Here is an 18,823-nt window from a genome sequence, read left to right as displayed (position 1 = left end):
ACGTGGCGCAAGGCCGGCAACCCGCCTTGCAGATGACCGGCAGCGCCCTGGAAGCCGTGCTGCGGCGCGATCGCTGGATCGTCGGCGGCGCGATCGCGATCATGGTCGCCCTGTCGTGGGCCTATGTTCTCTGGCTTGCCAACGACATGAACATGGGCGGCATGGACATGACCGGCTTCCGCATGATCCCGGCCGGCATCGGAATCATGTTGCCGGCCGGCGAGCCGTGGCGCGCGATCGAGTTCGCCTATGTGTTCCTGATGTGGGCGGTGATGATGGTCGGGATGATGGCGCCTTCGGCCGCGCCCATGATCCTGATGTACGCCCGCGTGGGTCGGCAGGGCCGAGCGCAGGGCCAGCCGTTCGCTGCGACCGGCTGGTTTGCGGCCGGCTATCTGCTCGCCTGGAGCGGCTTTTCGCTCGTGGCGACCGGCCTGCAATGGGGTGTGGAGCGGACTGCGCTGCTGGATTCGCGGATGGCGATCGACAACCATCTGCTCGGCGCCATCGTGCTGATCGCGGCAGGCATCTATCAGTGGACGCCGCTGAAGAGCGCCTGCCTTGCCCAATGCCAGTCGCCGCTTCTGTTCCTGATGCGTCACGGCGGCTTTCGCGGCGACCTGCAGGGCTGCGTGCTGCTGGGGCTTCGACACGGCGGCTATTGCGTGGGCTGCTGCTGGGCTCTGATGGCGCTGCTGTTCGTCGGCGGGGTGATGAGCGTGATGTGGATTGCCATTCTGACCCTGCTCGTGCTGTTTGAGAAACTGACTCCGGTCGGACGATGGGTCGCGCGCGCGGCCGGCATTGCTTGCAGTGCCGCGGGCGCCTGGATGCTGGTGTCCCTACCGCAATGACGCGCAACGACGCGATGCAGGTCGTCGCGAGAGTGGCGGCTGCCCCTTGGCATGGGATGCGGGCAACATGGTAAGCAGGCTCCAGCGTGGCGACTCCGTCGCGTGGAATGCCGCAACCGAACTGACGCGAGACGCCCGTGATTCCCTGGAAGCTGATCGACACCGCAGACGTGCCCGGCGGCGGTGAACCGCTGCGGCTGATGCAGCGCGGCAAGGAGTTTTCGATCAAGCTCGGTTCGAACGAGCTGATGAACAGCCGGCTGCACGGATCCGAGGAGGCGCTGGCGACCCTGAGCTGCGCCCGCATCAAGGCCGAGCCGGCTCCGAGGCTGCTGATCGGCGGCCTCGGCATGGGCTTCACCTTGCGGGCGGCGCTGAAGGTGCTTGGTCCGCAGGCCCGTATCACCGTCGCCGAGCTGGTGCCGGCGGTGATCGCCTGGGCGCGCGGGCCGATGGCCGAATTGTCCGGCGCCAGCCTTGCCGATCCGCGCGTCGACATCCGCGAGGGCGACGTCGTGAAGCTGATCGCCGCGGCGCGCGGCACCTATGATGCGATCCTGCTCGACGTCGACAACGGCCCGCAGGGGCTGACGCGGCAATCCAACGACGCGCTGTATGACCCCTCGGGTTTGCGCACCGCCTTCACCGCCCTGCGCCCCGGCGGCGTGCTGGCGGTATGGTCGTCCCACCCCGACGATCGCTTTGCCCCGCGCCTGCGCAAGGCAGGCTTCGCCGCCGAGGAGATCAACATCCGCGCCACCGGCCGCGGCGGCGGCGCCCGTCACGTGATCTGGATCGCGACGCGGCCGGCGTGATTGCGCCTCGTCGCGCGCGGAGTTCTCTGTCCTGAGAACTTTCTCCACCGGCAGTACTACCAGCGCTGATATTCTCCACGCCCGTTTGGATCAGCGTAGTGACGCGTCGGACATCGTCCTATGATGCGTCGGCGGCGACGAGGGATGCTCCATTCTCCGGCTTGTAGACCGTAGTGGCCAGGGGCACGCTATGCAATGAGGGCGCGCCCCTGAATGGGAGAATTGCCATGGATGACAGAGCGAAGCGCGCTGCCTTGCAGCACCATTGGGATGCATCGGACGTGAATGATTTCGAAGCCGAGCACGACATCTATCGCGACGATGCCGTGCTGGATTATCCGCAATCGGGCGAACGCATCCAGGGCCGGCGCAACATTCAGGAGAGCCGCTTCGTGCAGCCCAGCAGGAAGCGCTTCGCAGTGCGCCGAATCATCGGGAGCGGCGATCTGTGGGTGACCGAACTGGTCCTGACCTATGATGGCGTGCCGTCTTACGTGGTGAGCGTCATGGAATTCCGGGACGGCGGAGTAGCGCACGAGACCCAATATTTCGGCGATCGCTTCGACCCAGCGCCCTCGCGCGCGCATCTCGTCGAGCGCATCAACTCGGCCTGAAGGGCGACGAACGGCCACGGCAACCGCATTTCGGTGACGGCGGCATTTCGGTAGCAGGACAGTGCATTTCTCGTCCTCGAGTCGCCGCGTCGCTGCAGCGGCGCCCTCCGCATCATCCGGCCACGCCGCCGAAAGCCTCACACCATCTCAGGTTGATTTCTCTCTCCTTCAGTTTACCCTTCCGCTCCTCGGCTCTCAATGTCGAGCGGGGTCCTTTGCATGGCGAGTCCCAAGATCATCATCCTGTCCGACGGGACCGGCAACGCCGCCTCGAGCGTGTGGCGAACCAACGTCTGGCGCATGTTCCAGGCGCTCGACCTGCAGGGCAACGCCCAGGCGGCCAAGTATGACGACGGCGTCGGCACATCGTCGTTCGTTCCGCTCGCCCTGCTCGGCGGCGCGTTCGGCTTCGGCCTCAAGCGCAACATCCTGGATGCCTATAAGTTCGTCTGCCGCAACTACGACCACGCGAACGGCTCGAAGATCTATCTGTTCGGCTTCAGCCGCGGCGCGTTCACCGTGCGGGTGCTCGCCGCGCTGATGCTCGATCAGGGGCTGATCGTTGCCGACACCGAGGCTGAGCTGCACGACGGCGCCGTGAAGGCCTATCGCGCCTATCGCGCCAAGGGGTACCATTCGATCTGGCGGATCGAAGTGCCGCTCCGCTGGATTCGCGATCATGTGCTGGTGCCGGTGATCGACCGCATCATGGGCCGTAAATCTCTCGACCTCATCGAGCGAAAAAGCCTCCCGGCGATCGAGTTCATCGGGCTGTGGGACACCGTCGCAGCCTATGGGCTACCGATCGACGAGATGACGCGGGGCATCTCCAACTGGGTGTGGCCGCTCGAGCTTCCCAATCGCGTGCTCAGTCCGCGGGTGACATACGCGCGCCACGCGCTCGCGCTCGACGACGAGAGGACGACCTTCCACCCGGTGCTCTGGACCGAGGCGGGCGAGACCAAGCCGCAGGATGCCAGGACGATCGATGACGAGAGGCTGGTGCAGGTCTGGTTCGTCGGCATGCACGCCAATGTCGGCGGCGGCTATCCGGACGATTCCGTCTCCTACGTCCCCCTGACCTGGCTCGTCGGCGAGGCCGTCAAACGGGGCTTGATCTTCAAGACCGAGCCCGAGGCCGATCCGGATGCGATCAAGTCGATCGTCACATCGCAGGACAAGGACGGACGCCTCTACAACTCGCGCTCCGGGCTCGGGTCCTATTATCGATACGGCCCGCGCAAGGTGTCGGAGCTCTGCAACGACCCGGCGGCGGGCGTCCAGGTGTCGATGCCGAAGATTCACGAAAGCGTCTTCGACCGCATCGACAGCGGCTGCAATGCCTATGCGCCCATCGGGCTGCCCGACAACTACATGATCGTCCACTACGACGGCACGCTGACGCCGCTCGGGCCGACCACGTTCGAAACGCCGGCCGGCGCGGCCGCCCGGTTCGCGGCCCAGGAGAAGCTGTGGAATCTGGTGTGGTTCAGGCGCCTCGCCTATTTCGCAACCCTGGCGGCCTCGCTGCACCTCGCGGCCTTCTGGCTGTTCCACGACCTCGATCGCACGCACGAATACGACTCGCGCATCAGGATGGTCTCCGAAGCAGTCAGGCTGATCGAATCGTTCCTGCCGACATCGCTGCACTGGTGGACGGACTGGTACGCCGCCAACCCCGAATGGTTCGCCGGCGGGATCATCATCCTTGTCATGCTGACCGCGCTCGGGACATTCCTCAGCGACCGCATCGGCGACCGGATGCGCGTGATCTGGCGCGAACGGGCATCGCCCCCGATGCCGTCCGGCCCGCTGCATCGGGCCATCTACGCGCTCCGGACCAATCGCGCCTATCAGTTTGCCATCAGGAACGGCAAGCGGCATGTCGGCCCGTTCTTGCTCGCTATCGGCACCGTCTGGCTCGCAGCCACGCTGATCAGCCATTTCCTGTTCAACGCCGCGGATTCGATGGGCGCCTTTTGCCATGGCACCCCTGCCCGCGAGCTCGTCGCGGTCGACAAGGGCATTCCGCAGGATGCCAGGGATTTCTCGACCGATGCGGTTTGCGCTCCCACCGGGTTGAGCGTCCGTCCCGGCTTCTCCTACGAGATCGTCGTCACCATGACCGACCCGTGGGAGGATGCCGGGCGTCCGGTCACCCCCGCCGGCTATCGCACCTCGACGGTCCGGGGCTACGCCCGCTGGACGTTCCGCGCAGGCATCCTGCTGCGCCGCGTTCTCTTCCGTCCCTGGTATCGGCTGATCGCCAGGGTCGGCGAGACCGGCGTCGACGAATATTTCCTCGACCCCGTTCCCGCCCCCAACACGACACCTCAAGCCTACAAAGCGCGCTTCAAGGCCGAGCGCGGCGGTGAGCTGTTCCTCTATGTCAATGACGCGGTGATCGGGCTGCCCTGGGTGTACGATGCATTCTATCCGAACAACGCCGGCAAGGCGAAGGTGACCGTCAGGCTGCTCTGAACCGCCGACGCCACCAGGCGGAGACGAGGTCATGATCGACGGTTCGCCTGCCAACCGCGGCGCGACCGCTTGGGGCAGTGGCAAGCGCGCCACCGCGCGCGTGTCGCTGCGCCCTGACGAGATCTCGCGTCCATCGCCGCCGACACCGCACCGCGTCAATACAGGCTCCGCTTGAACCGCCGGAACTGCGACCATCCGGCCGAGTTGCAAACACGGAGCATCGAACGACGAGGCAGAAAACTCCTCATCAATCCCGCTCCCCTTTTGGCTGTTCTTGAAAAGAGAGGCGACGATGAAAGCAACCCTTCTTCTTGCCGGCGCAGTGATCATCGGATCGGTCGCGCCAGTGCTCGCTGACGAATACTACATCGTGCAGGGACCGAGCCATCGCTGCACCATCACCACCACGCGCCCCGCCGACCGCGAGGTCGTCACGCAAATCGGACCGATGGCGTTCACCAGCCGCGTGGAAGCCGAGGACCGCATCCGCCAGACCAAGGTCTGTGAGGACGAAGGCACGGTCGGCAGCTCGACCAGCACCACCACGGTCATCAAAGAGAAGTAGTCGGCGGCGTCATTGCGATCGGCGCTTGCCGCGACACGGTCGCGCCCATGTCCGTGGGCGCGACTTTCTGTTGTCCACAGATCAGTTTTCGATCGGGGCCACGCCGCCGATAGACGCAGTCGTGGCGGCCACAGAAAACCGGGGTTATCAGTCCCTTCCCGACACCGAACCGCGTCCACCCTGGTTGCGTTCCGCCGCAGCGTTGGGTACCCCAGCGCGGGATCGGATCAGGACATCATGGCCTCGCAATCGCTCAAGCTCGCCATCGGCAGCCTCGTGGTCGGAACGATCGTGCTCGGCCTGAAGTATCTCGCCTATTGGATCACCGGCTCGGTCGCGCTCTACTCCGATGCCGTCGAGAGCATCGTCAACGTCGTCACCGCCGTGGTCGCGCTCGTCGCGGTGCGCATCGCCGCCAAGCCCGCGGATGCCAACCATCCGTTCGGTCACCACAAGGTCGAGTATTTCAGCGCAGTGATCGAGGGCGTCATGATCGTCGTGGCGGCGCTGCTCATCATCCACGAGGCCTACGGGAATTTCTTCGATCCGCGGGCGTTTTCCGCACCCGTCGAGGGGCTCGCGGTGAATGCGCTGGCGAGCGCGATCAATGCGGTCTGGTGCTGGCTGTTGATCACGCGGGGCAAGCGGTTGCGGTCGCCGGCGCTGGTGGCAGACGGCCGGCACCTGCTGACGGACGTCGTGTCCTCGGGCGGCGTCGTGGTCGGCCTCGGCCTCGCGGTGATGTTGCAGCTGCCGATCCTCGATCCGGCACTGGCCGTGCTGGTCGCCGTGAACATCCTGTGGTCGGGATGGCAGGTGCTTAAGGAATCCACCAGCGGGCTGATGGATGAAGCGGTCCCGGACGCCACGCTGGCGCGCATTCGCCTGATCATCAGTCAGCATGCCGGCGGCGCGCTGGAGGCGCATGATGTCCGGACCCGCCATGCCGGCAAGCTGACCTTCATCGAGTTCCACCTCGTGGTGCCTGGCGAGATGTCGGTCAACCAGGCGCACGAAATCTGCGACCGGATCGAGGCAGCCTTGCGCGAGGACGACGAGCACAGCTGGATCACCATCCACGTCGAACCCGAAAACAAGGCCAAGCATTCCGGCGTGGTGGTGCTGTAAGACCGCTGCGCACCGGACGTGGTCCGTCGGCCGCACCCGAGAGTCCCCCGCCCTCACGCTCGGCCCGTTGACCTTCATTCGCCGGCCGGCGATCGCCAGGCCCCGGCGACCTGCGACAGCTGTGGCGCGGCGTCGCCACTGCTGCAACATGTTGCGGCAACGCTCATTTTTGCCCATTTTTCCGATTGACGGCAACACGAGGCGCTGAAATGGTGCCCCCGTTTTTGAGCCTGCCGGGCCGGATAGGCCGTTGCGCCATGTGCTGCGCAGCCAGAACGGGCCATGGGACGTCGCAAGACATTTGGGGGAGGATTGCGTTGCAAGCGTTGCTGAAATTGAGCCGTGGGATCGATGCGTTCACGACCTGGACCGGCAAGCGGCTGGCGTGGCTGATCCTGCTCGCTGTCATCATCTCGACGATCAACGCCATCGTCCGCAAGACGCTCGACACCTCGTCGAATTCCTGGCTTGAGCTGCAATGGGTGCTGTTCTCAGCCGTCTTCCTGCTGTGCTCCCCCTGGACCCTGCTCGACAACGAGCACATCCGCATCGACATCGTCAACGCCATGATGCCCAAATGGCTGCGTGACACCATCGACGTCGTCGGTCACGTGCTCTTCCTCATCCCGCTCTGCATCGTGATGATCATCACCAGCGTGCCCTTCTTTCTGCGCTCCATCGAGATCAACGAGCAATCGAGCAACGCTGGCGGCCTGCCGCAATGGCCGGCGAAGTCCCTCATCATGCTCGGCTTCGCCTTCCTGCTGGCGCAGGGCGTGTCCGAGCTGATCAAGCGCATCGCGGTCATGCGCGGGCTGATCCCGGATCCCCACGCTTCGAAGCCCCACGGCATCGAGGCCGAGGTCGAGCACCTCGTCGAAGCGATCGAGAAGAAGTAAGCGGCGGGCTGGGGGATCATCCAATGGAAGCGTTTCTGATCGCCAATATGGCGCCGATCATGTTCGGGTCGCTGGTCGTGATGCTGCTGCTCGGCTATCCGGCAGCGTTCTCGCTCGGCGCCGTCGGCCTGTTTTACGCCCTCGTCGGCATCGGGCTCGGCGAATTCCGGCCGGACTTCCTGCAGGCGCTACCGGAACGTGTCTACGGCGTGATGAACAACGACACGCTGCTGGCGATTCCGTTCTTCACCTTCATGGGCCTGGTGCTGGAACGATCCGGCATGGCCGAGGATCTGCTCGACACCATCGGACAGCTGTTCGGCACCATCCGCGGCGGCCTCGCTTATGCGGTCGTGTTCGTCGGCGCGCTGCTCGCGGCCACCACCGGCGTGGTCGCCGCCTCGGTGATCTCGATGGGCCTGATCTCGCTGCCGATCATGCTGCGCTACGGCTACGACCGCCGGCTTGCCTCGGGCATCATCGCCGCCTCCGGCACGCTCGCGCAGATCATCCCGCCGTCGCTGGTCCTGATCGTCATGGCCGACCAGCTCGGCAAGTCCGTCGGCGACATGTACGAAGGCGCCTTCATCCCTGGCCTCGTGCTGTCGGCGATCTATGCAGCCTATGCCTTCCTCACCAGCATGATCTTCCCGAAATCGGCCCCCGGCCTGCCGGCCGATGCGATCGGCTTTCGGGAGGACTCAGGCGACCGCGGCCTGAAATCGCTGGGCGTGCTGTTTCTGGCGAGCTGTGTGTTCGGCTGGTTCATGATGCGCGGCTCGGAATATCACGGCGCCGACTTCGTCGTGCTGAGCATGTTCTACGGCATCGTGTTCGCCTTCGCCGTCGCCGTCGTGAACTGGGTGCTGGAGCGCACCACCGGATACCGCTTCCTGTCCCGCATGGCGCAGCAGACCACCTTCGTGATGGTGCCGCCGCTGTTCCTGATCTTCCTGGTGCTCGGCACGATCTTCATCGGGCTCGCGACGCCGACGGAAGGCGGCGCGATGGGCGCCGCCGGCGCGATCATCCTTGGTGCGATCAAGCGGCGGCTCAGCTTCGACCTGGTCCGCCAGGCGGTGGAATCCACTGCCAAGCTGTCGGCCTTCGTGGTCTTCATCCTGGTCGGCGCGCGCGTGTTCTCGCTGACCTTCTACGGCGTCAACGGCCATGTCTGGGTCGAGCACCTGCTGACTTCGCTGCCCGGCGGTCAGGTCGGCTTCCTGATCTTCGTCAACGCCTTCGTGTTCGTGCTGGCGTTCTTCCTCGACTTCTTCGAGCTCGCCTTCATCATCATCCCGCTGCTCGGACCCGCGGCCGAAAAGCTCGGCATCGACCTGATCTGGTTCGGCGTCATCCTCGGCGTCAACATGCAGACCTCGTTCATGCATCCGCCGTTCGGCTTTGCCTTGTTCTATTTGCGATCAGTGGCACCGAAGGAGTCCTATCTCGACCGTGTCACCGGCAAGAGGATGGAGCCGGTGACCACGGGACAGATCTACTGGGGCGCGGTGCCGTTCGTGGTGATCCAGTTGATCATGGTGATGCTGGTGATCCTGTTCCCCTCGATGGTCATGCACTACAAGGGCTCGCTCTCCACCGTTGATCCGAACTCGATCAAGATCGAGATCCCGCAGATCGACGCGCCGCCGCTCGATTTCGGCCCGCCTCAGATCGATGTCGGACCGCCGAAGCAGTGATGGCCGCGACGCGCAATCGCTCCGCCCACGAAAAACCCCGGCGCAACGCGCCGGGGTTTTGTTTTGTCGCTGGCTCCTGACGCGATACGGCGCCGGTCTCAGCTCAGCGGATTGCGCGCCATGAAGGCGTCGTAGCCGATCTCGGCGACCTGGAACCAGGAGTAGCCATTGCCGGCGAAGGCCGACAGCGACTCATAGGTCTTCTTGAAGTCGGGGTTGGTGGCCGCGACCTCGTTGTGCAGCTCGCGGGCAGCCTTCAGGCAGGCCTGCATGATCTCCGGCGAGAACGCATGCAGCTTGGCACCGGCGGCGAGCAGCCGGCGCAGCGCCGCCGGATTGCTCTGGTCGTACTTCGCCATCATCCAGTTGTTGGCATAATGGCCGGCATGCTCGAGGATCTTCTGATAGTTCTTGGGCAGCGCATTCCAACGATCCTGGTTGACGAAGGAAAGCAGTATCGGTCCGCCCTCCCACCAGCCCGGATAGTAGTAGTGGGGCGCGACCTTGACGAAGCCGAGCTTCTCGTCGTCGTAGGGTCCGACCCACTCGGCCGCATCGATCGTGCCCTTCTCCAACGCCGGATAGATGTCGCCGCCGGCGATCTGCTGCGGCACCGCGCCGAGCTTCTGCAGCACGCGGCCGGCAAAGCCACCGACGCGGAATTTCAGCCCCTTGAGATCGTTGACGCCGGTGAGCTCCTTGCGGAACCAGCCGCCCATCTGGCAACCGGTGTTGCCGGCAAGCAGCGAGACGACATTGTACTTCGCGTAGAACTCGTTGAGGATCTCACGTCCTCCGCCGAGCATGTACCAGGCCTGGTTGATGCGCATGTTCGGCCCGAACGGGACCGACGAGCCGAAGGTGAACGTCGGGTCCTTGCCGAAATAGTAGTACGACGCAGTGTGGCCGATTTCGACGGTGCCGTTCTGCACGGCGTCGAGGACCTGCAGGCCGGGCACGATTTCGCCGGCGGCGAAGGGCTGGATCTGGAATTTGTTGTCGGTGGCCTCACCGACCACCTTGGCCATGATCTCGGCGCCGCCATACAAGGTGTCGAGCGATTTCGGCCAGCTCGTCGGCATGCGCCATTTCAGCTCCGGCATCGATTGTGCGATGGCCGGCGCTGCGATCGCGGCCGCGCCAGCGGCGCCAAGCCCGGTCACCTTGATGAAGTCTCTCCGCTTCATAGTTCTTCCCTCCCTTGGGGTCATTGTGTTCGTTTCCTGAGCAGCCTTCTTTGTGAGGCTTCAGTTCCAGTGTGGATCAAAGCGCGTCGGAGTGCCATTGCGAAACGTTGTCGCAACGCAAAAGCCCGGCCTCTCGCGAGGCCGGGCTGATGTCGATCCGCCGATCTGAAGTTTGCGATCAGCCGCGGGTACGCGAGCGGATCATGAAGCTGTCGTAGGTATACTCGGCAACCTGCCACCACAGATATTCATCCGAGCGGTAGGCCTGCATCGCGTCGATGACCTTCTTGAAGTCGGCGTTCTTGGCCGAGATCTCGCCCCACAGCTCGTTGGTCGCCTTGAGGCAGGCCTCGAGCACCTCGTTGGTGAACGGCCGCAGCTGCGTGCCGCCGGCGACCAGGCGCTTCAGCGCCGCCGGGTTCACCTGGTCGTAGCGCGCGGCCATCCAGGTGTTGGCATTGACCGTCGCGTTGGCGAGGATCGACTGATAGTGCTTCGGCAGCTCGTTCCACTTGTCGAGATTGGCGAAGGCGTGGACGGTCGGACCGCCCTCCCAGAAGCCCGGGTAGTAGTAGTACTTCGCCACCTTCTGGAAGCCGAGCTTCTCGTCGTCATACGGACCGACCCACTCGGCGGCGTCGATGGTGCCCTTCTCGAGCGACGGGTAGATGTCGCCGCCCGCGAGCTGCTGCGGCACGACGCCGAGCTTCTGCAGCACCTGGCCGGCGATGCCACCGATGCGGAACTTCAAGCCCGAAAGGTCGGCGACGGTCTTGATCTCCTTGCGGAACCAGCCGCCCATCTGGGTGCCGGTGTTGCCGCAGGGGAAGCCAATGACGTTGGCGGCCTTCTTGAAGAACTCGTTGGCGAGCTCGTTGCCGCCGCCCTGATATAGCCAGGAGTTCTGCTGCCGGGCGTTCAGGCCGAACGGCACCGAGGCGAAGATCGCGAAGGTCGGGTCCTTGCCGACGTAATAATACGACACCGTATGGCACATCTCGACGGTGTTCTTGGAGGTCGCGTCGAGCGCCTGCAGGCCCGGCACCAGCTCACCAGCCTGGAAGACCTGGATCTGGAACTTGTTGTCGGTCATCTCGGCAACCTGCTTCGCCATATATTCGGCGCCGCCATAGATCGTGTCGAGCGACTTCGGGAAGCTGGAGGTCAACCGCCATTTGATCTCGGGCATCGACTGCGCGATCGCAGGCGAGGCCACCGCTGCCGACGCGGCGGCACCGGCGGCCGAGACCTTCAGAAAATCACGACGCTTCATATTAAGGCATCTCCTTGTTGGGGGCGTTTTCCCGTTGAAAAAGCATTTATCCGCCGATGCGATTGGCCGCACACGGTCGAAGGCGATCCGGGCCGGGCTTTAGCACGGAACCGGTTAAGCGAAAACGCGACGTTGGAATGACAAACGGTCCAATAGTCGCACACGCTTCGCTGCAGTGCATCAAGCAGCGGCGATCGCGTCCTTGAGCTGATCCCGCACCGACGCGGCGATGGCCCGGTAGATCGCGGCATGCGGACCCTTCGGCTCGCTCTCGACCACCGGGTTGCCGGCGTCCGACGTCGAGCGGATGTCCATGTGCAGCGGGATTTCACCAAGGAACGGCACGCCGAGCCGCTCGGCCTCGTGGCGCGCGCCGCCATGGCCGAAGATGTCGGACCGGGTGCCGCATTCCGGGCACTGGAAGTAGCTCATGTTCTCGATGATGCCGAGCACGGGCACGTTGACCTTGCGGAACATCGCAAGCCCGCGGCGGGCGTCGATCAGCGACAGGTCCTGCGGCGTCGACACGATCACGGCGCCCTTCAGCGGCACGTTCTGCGCCAGGGTCAGCTGGGCGTCGCCGGTGCCCGGCGGCATGTCGACGACGAGCACGTCGAGCGTGCCCCACGCGACGTCGCGCAGCATCTGGTTGATCGCCGACATCACCATCGGGCCGCGCCAGATCATCGGGCTGTCCTCGTCGACGAGAAAGCCGATGGACATGATCGACAGGCCGAACCGCGACAGCGGAATCATCTTCTTGTCGTCGGTGAGCTTGGGCTTTTCCTGCAGCCCGGTCAGCCGCGGCACCGACGGGCCGTAGATGTCGGCGTCGAGCAGCCCGACCTTGAGGCCGAGATCGCGCAAGCCCAGCGCGAGATTGATCGCGGTGGTCGACTTGCCGACACCGCCCTTGCCCGAGGCCACCGCGATGACGGCCGCGATACCCGGGATCGCGGCCTGCCGGGACATCGGCGAGTCCGCCGGATGCTGGTGCTGATGCGGACGATGCGCCGCGACCGGCTGCACGCCGCCCTGTCGCGGCGGCGGGGCGGCAGCGCCCGCCTTGCGCTCCGCGGTCAGCGCGATCATCGCCATGGTCACGCCGGGTATGGCGCGCACGGCGGCTTCGGCTTTCGCGCGGGTGTCTTCCCAGGCGCGGGCCTCGCTGGCCTCGACATTGATCGAGAAGAACACCTTGCCGTCATTGGCCGTGATCGGCGACAGCACGCCGGCGTCCGGCAGCGCCACGCCACGTGGCGAGCGGACCCGCTTGAGTGCCTCGATAACCTGCTGCTGCGTCACGCTCACGGCGCGTCTCCTGAAGAAGTTCAGAACGCGCCACATCGTCGCGCCCTATCCCGTTGGCCGGACATGATCTTCCGTCGTCTGCGACGGTACCGCTCCGGCCCTGCGTTGCGCTGCTTCATAAGGCCGACCGGCTCAAAACGCCACCATGGTTCCGATGTCGGAGGCGGTCTCGACCGGCGCATCCTCGGCCCGCTCCTTCGCTGCCTCGTAATTGAGCTCGATCATCACGCCGTTGGGGTCGCGCACGAAGATCTGCCACAGCTCCCCGCCCGGCACCTGCCGCGCCTCGAACGGCATGCCCTTGGCGGCGAGCCGCGCCTTCATGCCGGCGAAGCCGCGGCTGACGAAGGCGACGTGGTGGACGACGCCGGAGTCCGGCTTCTGTGCCTCTGAGGTCGGCGAGATGTCGACGAGGTGCACCACCGGGCGGCCCTCGCTGTACATCCAGGCGCCAGGAAAGGCGAAGTTCGGCCGGGCGCCGTTCTCCAGCCCGAGCACGTCTTCATAGAAGCGGACCGTCTCGGCGAGGTTGCGGGTCCGGATGTTGAAATGATCGAGCACGCCGACGCTGACGCCCATGCGAGACACTCCCCTGGCTGGTTCGTTGGTTGACTGGATTTCGTTGCGCGATGACGGCTTTGCAAGCCGTCATGATGATGCCTCTTTAGCACGCGGCGCCGCTTTCGCATCCGTCACGAAGCCGTTGCCCCCGCCTCTCAAGCCGTTATGGTGCGGCGTCCAGCACCGCCGCGACCCGCGCCGGATGCTGATGTGTTCCTTTCAAGAACAGCCCGGCCCTCTCAAGGCTGTCGGCAGAACCCCAAGGTCAAGGTAGCTCATATGGCTAAAGTCGCTTTCATCGGTCTCGGCGTCATGGGTTTCCCCATGGCAGGACATCTCGTGAAGAAGGGCGGTCACGAGGTCACGGTCTACAACCGTACCGCGGCCAAGGCGAAGGAATGGGCCGACAAGTTCGGCGGCAAGGCAGCCCCCACGCCGAAGCAGGCCGCGGAAGGCCAGGACTTCGTGATGTGCTGCGTCGGCAACGACAACGACCTGCGCGCGGTCACGATCGGCCCGGACGGCGCATTTGCCGGCATGGCGAAGGGCGCGACCTTCGTCGACCACACCACCGCCTCGGCTGAAGTGGCACGTGAGCTCGACGCCGCAGCCACCAAGGCCGGCTTCAAATTCATCGACGCGCCAGTGTCCGGCGGCCAGGCCGGCGCCGAGAACGGCGTGCTGACGGTGATGTGCGGCGGCACCGCCGACGCCTATGCCGGCGCCGAGCCGGTGATCGCGGCCTATGCCCGGATGTGCAAGCTGCTGGGACCGGCCGGCAGCGGCCAGCTGACCAAGATGGTCAACCAGATCTGCATCGCCGGCCTCGTGCAGGGCCTGTCCGAGGGTATCCATTTCGCGAAGAAGTCCGGCCTCGACGTTCCCGCTGTCATCGAGACCATCTCCAAGGGCGCCGCCCAGTCCTGGCAGATGGAGAACCGCTACAAGACCATGAACGACGGCAAATACGACTTTGGTTTTGCGGTGGAATGGATGCGCAAGGACCTGTCGATCTGCCTCAGCGAAGCGCGCCGCAACGGCGCCCATCTGCCGGTGACCGCGCTGGTCGACCAGTTCTATTCCGAGGTCGAGAAGCTCGGCGGCAAGCGCTGGGACACGTCGAGCCTGCTGGCCCGGCTGGAGAAGTGATTCCGCCGCTCTCCGACTGATCGATCTGCCGCTGCGCGTGTGCTGCGGCGGCAGATTTCCGATCCGGGACCTTGGCAGGCCCCGGCTCATCTGCCTTCCCCCATGTATTGCCGCAGACACGCGGCGGGATACGTCCGCCGCGGACGGGCGCCATTGCGCCATCTGCGACTCGCTGATACCCCTTGCAATCGCTAATCGTTCGCATGTGTTGCCCGATCGAGACACCCACTCAGAGAAAGATGGATATGTAATGTTATAACATTACATATCCGTTGGGCTGGGCTAACTCTCGTCGTGGTGATCATGAACGTTGGCTGGGGGCGCAGATGGCCGGGAAGCCGGCTGCTGCGATGGGGAGCGGAATGAGCGTGCGCGACGTCTGGGGTTCGATATCGCTTGCGGGGCTGCTGGTGGCAGGCTGGTCGGCGGTGCCGGCGGCTTATGCCCAACAGACCTCCCCTCCGGACGGGAGGCAGGCCGCCGCAGACACCCTGCTGCCGGACGTGACGGTCGATGCGCCGCGGCAGCGCCCGGCGGCCGGCCGCGCGCCCTCCTCGACCCAAGCCGCCCGTCGGACCACACCTCCGGCGTCCCGGCGCATGGCCGCGCCCACGCCCGCAGCAGCGCCGACGCGGCCTTCGTCCAACACGGCGGCCACCACGCCGCTCAACGGCAATGCGACGCCCGCGAGCGGCAGCCGGCTCGGCCTCACCGTACGCGAGCTGCCGGCCTCGATCGAGGTGGTCGGCGCCGAGACGCTGCGTGAGCAGGGCTACCACACGACCGTCGACGCGGTGAAAGGCGCCGCCGGCGTCAGCGCGGGTGATGCCCCGAACGATGTCGGCTTCGCGATGCGCGGCTTCCAGGGCAATCAGGTCAACGTGCTCTACAACGGCATCAACATCGGCCCGACCGGCTTCACCGCGCTGACGATGGAGACGTTCAACCTCGACCGGGTCGAGTTTCTCAAGGGCCCCTCCTCGCTGATCTCGGGCCAGGGCGCGGTCGGCGGCACCGTCAATTTCGTGACCAAGACCCCGCACACCGGCCCGATCGAGAGCGAAGCCTTCGTCGGCTTCGACCAGCGCGGCACGTTCCGCAGCGGCTTCGGCTCGGGCGGCAGCACGACCGTCAAGGGCCTGGACTATCGCTTCGACATCAGCCGGACCAGGGAGGTCGGCTTCATCGACGACACCGAGTTCAAGAATATCCATGTCTCAGGCCAGCTCGACTACCGGCTGTCCGACAGCTTCAAGACCTTCTTTGCCGCCGAGTTCAAGGACTACAAGGCCAAGCCCTATGAGGGCACGCCGCTGGTGCCGGTCACCTTCAGCGGCGCCAACGCGACCAGCGGCATCGTCTCAGGCACCAAGGTGTCGGCCTACAACGGCACCGATCTCGGCGCCGTCACGATCGACGGCCGCACGCTGTCGACCAACTACAACGTGGTCGACGGCCACAAGACGATCAAGGAATCGTGGGTCCGCAGCGGGTTCGAATGGGACCTGAGCAACGACGTCAGGCTGCGGAGCCAAGTCTACAACTACAACGCCAGCCGCGACTGGTACAACAACGAGGTCTCGGCGTTCAACGCGACCACCAACACCGTCGATCGCGAGCGGTTCTTCGTCCACCACAACCACAACATGGTCGGCAACACCACCGACCTCACCTGGAACGCCAACCTGTTCGGTCTGGCCAACCGGCTCGTGACAGCGGTGGAAAGCTCGCATACCGACTTCACGCGGCCTGGCGCGGCGATCTTCCCGGGTGACAGCATTCCGCTGACCGGCTTCGACCGAGGCGTCTACGGCCCGCTCGGAACGCAGTTGCAGACCGCCACCATCGACAGCGTGGTACTCAATCTCGAAGACCGGCTGAAGCTCACCAACAATTTCGCGCTGGTCGGCGGCCTGCGCTACAACCCGTTCTCGCTCGACCGCAACTCGATCGACAAGAACGGCGTCGTGAAGAGCGGCTTCCCCTATTCCAAGAGCTGGCAGCCGGTCACCGGCCGCATCGGCTACACCTGGGAAGCGCTGCCGGGCACCACCTTCTACAGCCAATATGCGACCGCCACCGACATCTCCGCCGACAGCATCTTCCTGCTGAGTCCGACCCAGAACCTTACGCTCTCGGACTCCCGCAGCTATGAGACCGGCGTCAAGCAGCTCGCGTGGAACGGCCGTGCGGAGTGGACCTTCTCCGCCTTCGATATCGAACGCAACAACGTCTACAGCGCCCAGGCCGGCCAGCAGCTCAACCTGGCCGGCAAGGTGAAATCTCAGGGCATCGAGGTCGCAGCCGCCGTGCGGCCGACACCCGAGAGCAGGCTCTGGGGCAACGTCGCCTATGTCCGCGCCCGCTATGCCGATTATGATCTCGCCGGCGGCGGCTCGTTCTCGGGCAACACGCCGCCCAACATTCCCGCCGTCATCGTCAATGGCGGCGGCTCCTACCGCTTCCTCAATCCCCGCTGGTGGCCGGTCGAGCTTGGTTTCTCCGTGCGCCACGTGGGCGATCGCTGGAGCACCGATGCCAACACGGTGAAACTGCTCGCCTACACCACCGCCGATCTGTTCGCGTTCGTCGACCTGCCGAGGGTGCCGCTGTTCGCCACCGCGACCAGCACGCGGCTCGCCTTCCGCGTCCGCAACGTTGCCGACAAACGTTATGCGGCTTGGAGCGATCCGTTCTATCCCGACCAGATCTTCCTCGGCGCGCCCCGCACCTACGAGGTCGAAGCCTCGTTCAAGTTCTGATGGCCGCATGATCCGGGCGCTGATCCTCACGCACCGCTGGCTGAGCATCCCGCTGGGTCCGCTGTTCGTGCTGTGGTTCGCGACCGGGATCGTGATGCACTACGTGCCGTTCCCGGCGCAGACCGAGAGCGAGCGCTTCGCCGCGCTGCCCGTGCTCGACACCGCCCTGTCGCTGCACGGTCCCGCGGAGGCCCTCGTCGCAGGTGGCATCGATCATCCCGACCGCATCCGGCTGATGCAGCGCGTGGATGGTCCGGTCTATGTCATCTCGGCCGCCGGCCGCAGCGCGGCCATTCGTGCAGACACGCTGGCCGCGGCCGATGTGAGCGCCCCCGACCTCGTGCTGTCGATCGCGCGCACGGCAGCCCGGCGGCGCGGGCTCGAGGCCGATGGCGCCACCATCGCCTCACTGGAGCACTACGACCAATGGACGGTGCCGAACCGTTTCGACGTGCATCGTCCGCTGCACCGGATCGCGCTCAACGATCCCAATGGCACCGAACTCTACGTGTCCTGGATCACCGGCGAGGTCGTGCTCGACACGACACGGTCCGAACGCGCCTGGAACTACGTCGGCAGCGTCGTCCATTGGATCTATCCGACCGTCCTGCGCAAGGACTGGGCGGCCTGGAACGCCGTCGTGTGGTGGCTGTCGCTCGCGGCGGTCATCGCCGCCGTGAGCGGCGCGCTGCTCGGCCCGATGCGGCTGAGATATCGGAAGGCGCGGCTGTGCTCGCGCTACCACGGCTGGCACCTTTGGCATCATTGGGCCGGCCTGATCTGCATGCAGTTCGTGCTGACCTGGATGGTCAGCGGCTGGCTGTCGATGGACCATGGCAGGCTGTTTGCGACCGGCCATCTGACGCCGTCCGAGCAAGCCATTCTCGTCGGCGCACCGGATTGGACCGGCTTGACGACGGCGGCGCTCGCGGCGGCGCATGGCGAGGTCCGCGAGATCGAGTGGTTCGCCTTCGGCGGCCGCCTCTATCAGCGCATCCGGCGCGCGCCGAGCCAGCAGCAGATTTCGGTGCTGGACGGCGCATCAGCACGCATCGTCGGCCGTTTCCTGCAGCCGGCCGACGTCAATACCGCGGTGTCGCGCCTGCGCGGCGATTGCGCGCGCTCGACCGAAGTCGAGCCGGGCGACGACTATCCGTTCGTCTCCGATGTGCCGGGCGCGCCGGTCCATCGCGTGATCTGCGGCGACACCTGGTATCATGTCGACGCCGCCTCCGGCGCGGTGCTCGAGAAGCTCGATCCGTCCCGACGCGCCTATCGGTGGCTCTATCAGGCGCTGCACACGCTCGACTTTCCGGCCCTGCTCGCCCATGCGGCGCTGCGCACGGTTCTCATCGTCGGCCTCTGCGCGATCGGCCTCGTCTTCAGCATCACGGGCGTGGTGATCGGCTGGCGCCGCCTGCGAATGCAGCTCCGCTGAGCCTCGCCACAATCGTTAATTTAACGCGCGGTTAGCGCAAATTTTTCGTTGTCTATAATCCGTCTTAAGGATTTGGGCCCAGTTAT

The 18,823-nt window shown here is 65.2% G+C and carries 15 protein-coding genes; 11 read left to right on the top strand and 4 right to left on the bottom strand.

Annotation, left to right across the window (positions count from 1 at the left end; all coding sequences use genetic code 11):
* Nucleotides 1-32: 32 nt before the first annotated feature.
* From QX041_RS08760 to QX041_RS08725, 8 genes are all read left to right on the top strand, one after another.
* Complete coding sequence (locus tag QX041_RS08760; protein ID WP_316165011.1) at nt 33-854, top strand: DUF2182 domain-containing protein; 822 nt, start codon at nt 33-35, stop codon at nt 852-854.
* A 137-nt stretch (nt 855-991) separates the two neighbouring features.
* On the top strand, nt 992-1,669 hold the full coding sequence (locus QX041_RS08755) for a spermidine synthase (RefSeq protein WP_316165009.1): 678 nt from the start codon (nt 992-994) through the stop codon (nt 1,667-1,669).
* Between the two features lie 227 nt (nt 1,670-1,896).
* A complete protein-coding gene (locus QX041_RS08750) occupies nt 1,897-2,283 on the top strand; it encodes a nuclear transport factor 2 family protein (protein WP_316165007.1) in 387 nt (128 codons plus the stop codon).
* Nucleotides 2,284-2,502: 219 nt separating this feature from the next.
* Nucleotides 2,503-4,764: a DUF2235 domain-containing protein gene (locus QX041_RS08745; RefSeq protein WP_316165005.1), complete on the top strand. Its 2,262-nt coding sequence runs from the start codon at nt 2,503-2,505 to the stop codon at nt 4,762-4,764.
* Nucleotides 4,765-5,056: 292 nt separating this feature from the next.
* Nucleotides 5,057-5,329: a hypothetical protein gene (locus QX041_RS08740; RefSeq protein WP_316165003.1), complete on the top strand. Its 273-nt coding sequence runs from the start codon at nt 5,057-5,059 to the stop codon at nt 5,327-5,329.
* A gap of 237 nt (nt 5,330-5,566) precedes the next feature.
* Nucleotides 5,567-6,457, top strand: a complete 891-nt coding sequence (locus QX041_RS08735; RefSeq protein ID WP_315752571.1) for a cation diffusion facilitator family transporter — start codon at nt 5,567-5,569, stop codon at nt 6,455-6,457.
* Nucleotides 6,458-6,774: 317 nt separating this feature from the next.
* Nucleotides 6,775-7,356: a TRAP transporter small permease subunit gene (locus QX041_RS08730; protein WP_315752570.1), complete on the top strand. Its 582-nt coding sequence runs from the start codon at nt 6,775-6,777 to the stop codon at nt 7,354-7,356.
* Nucleotides 7,357-7,379: 23 nt separating this feature from the next.
* Nucleotides 7,380-9,056 carry a TRAP transporter large permease subunit gene (locus QX041_RS08725; RefSeq protein ID WP_315752569.1) on the top strand — a complete coding sequence of 559 codons (1,677 nt, stop codon included), beginning with the start codon at nt 7,380-7,382 and terminating at the stop codon, nt 9,054-9,056.
* A 98-nt stretch (nt 9,057-9,154) separates the two neighbouring features.
* Here QX041_RS08725 and QX041_RS08720 read toward each other — a convergent pair whose 3' ends face one another.
* The 4 genes from QX041_RS08720 to QX041_RS08705 all read right to left on the bottom strand — a co-directional run bounded on the left by QX041_RS08720 (nt 9,155) and on the right by QX041_RS08705 (nt 13,406).
* Nucleotides 9,155-10,243: a TRAP transporter substrate-binding protein gene (locus tag QX041_RS08720; RefSeq protein WP_315752568.1), complete on the bottom strand. Its 1,089-nt coding sequence runs from the start codon at nt 10,241-10,243 to the stop codon at nt 9,155-9,157.
* A gap of 178 nt (nt 10,244-10,421) precedes the next feature.
* A complete protein-coding gene (locus QX041_RS08715) occupies nt 10,422-11,516 on the bottom strand; it encodes a TRAP transporter substrate-binding protein (RefSeq protein ID WP_316165001.1) in 1,095 nt (364 codons plus the stop codon).
* Nucleotides 11,517-11,696: 180 nt separating this feature from the next.
* On the bottom strand, nt 11,697-12,827 hold the full coding sequence (locus QX041_RS08710; RefSeq protein WP_316164999.1) for an Mrp/NBP35 family ATP-binding protein: 1,131 nt from the start codon (nt 12,825-12,827) through the stop codon (nt 11,697-11,699).
* A gap of 132 nt (nt 12,828-12,959) precedes the next feature.
* Nucleotides 12,960-13,406: a VOC family protein gene (locus QX041_RS08705; protein ID WP_315827817.1), complete on the bottom strand. Its 447-nt coding sequence runs from the start codon at nt 13,404-13,406 to the stop codon at nt 12,960-12,962.
* Nucleotides 13,407-13,667: 261 nt separating this feature from the next.
* Between QX041_RS08705 and QX041_RS08700 the strand changes: the two genes are divergently transcribed.
* From QX041_RS08700 to QX041_RS08690, 3 genes are all read left to right on the top strand, one after another.
* Nucleotides 13,668-14,537 (top strand): NAD(P)-dependent oxidoreductase, encoded by an 870-nt coding sequence (locus QX041_RS08700; protein WP_315717630.1) that lies wholly within the window; start codon nt 13,668-13,670, stop codon nt 14,535-14,537.
* A gap of 362 nt (nt 14,538-14,899) precedes the next feature.
* Nucleotides 14,900-17,299 (top strand): TonB-dependent receptor domain-containing protein, encoded by a 2,400-nt coding sequence (locus QX041_RS08695; RefSeq protein WP_316164997.1) that lies wholly within the window; start codon nt 14,900-14,902, stop codon nt 17,297-17,299.
* Between the two features lie 7 nt (nt 17,300-17,306).
* On the top strand, nt 17,307-18,737 hold the full coding sequence (locus QX041_RS08690; protein WP_316164995.1) for a PepSY domain-containing protein: 1,431 nt from the start codon (nt 17,307-17,309) through the stop codon (nt 18,735-18,737).
* Nucleotides 18,738-18,823 lie beyond the last annotated feature (86 nt).

It is taken from the genome of Bradyrhizobium sp. SZCCHNRI2009 (genome assembly GCF_032485115.1).
GTDB lineage: Bacteria > Pseudomonadota > Alphaproteobacteria > Rhizobiales > Xanthobacteraceae > Bradyrhizobium.
The sequence above is the reverse complement of the archived record's forward strand: the minus strand, read 5'-3'. Positions and strand labels throughout refer to the sequence as shown.

Excerpts from the sequence above, each read along its gene's own strand:
- QX041_RS08760 (WP_316165011.1), top strand. The coding sequence starts at position 33 with ATGACCGGCAGCGCCCTGGAAGCCGTGCTGCGGCGCGATCGCTGGATC.
- QX041_RS08750 (WP_316165007.1), top strand. The coding sequence starts at position 1,897 with ATGGATGACAGAGCGAAGCGCGCTGCCTTGCAGCACCATTGGGATGCA.
- QX041_RS08745 (WP_316165005.1), top strand. The coding sequence starts at position 2,503 with ATGGCGAGTCCCAAGATCATCATCCTGTCCGACGGGACCGGCAACGCC.
- QX041_RS08740 (WP_316165003.1), top strand. The coding sequence starts at position 5,057 with ATGAAAGCAACCCTTCTTCTTGCCGGCGCAGTGATCATCGGATCGGTC.
- QX041_RS08735 (WP_315752571.1), top strand. The coding sequence starts at position 5,567 with ATGGCCTCGCAATCGCTCAAGCTCGCCATCGGCAGCCTCGTGGTCGGA.
- QX041_RS08725 (WP_315752569.1), top strand. The coding sequence starts at position 7,380 with ATGGAAGCGTTTCTGATCGCCAATATGGCGCCGATCATGTTCGGGTCG.
- QX041_RS08720 (WP_315752568.1), bottom strand. The coding sequence starts at position 10,243 with ATGAAGCGGAGAGACTTCATCAAGGTGACCGGGCTTGGCGCCGCTGGC.
- QX041_RS08715 (WP_316165001.1), bottom strand. The coding sequence starts at position 11,516 with ATGAAGCGTCGTGATTTTCTGAAGGTCTCGGCCGCCGGTGCCGCCGCG.
- QX041_RS08705 (WP_315827817.1), bottom strand. The coding sequence starts at position 13,406 with ATGGGCGTCAGCGTCGGCGTGCTCGATCATTTCAACATCCGGACCCGC.
- QX041_RS08700 (WP_315717630.1), top strand. The coding sequence starts at position 13,668 with ATGGCTAAAGTCGCTTTCATCGGTCTCGGCGTCATGGGTTTCCCCATG.
- QX041_RS08695 (WP_316164997.1), top strand. The coding sequence starts at position 14,900 with ATGAGCGTGCGCGACGTCTGGGGTTCGATATCGCTTGCGGGGCTGCTG.
- QX041_RS08690 (WP_316164995.1), top strand. The coding sequence starts at position 17,307 with ATGATCCGGGCGCTGATCCTCACGCACCGCTGGCTGAGCATCCCGCTG.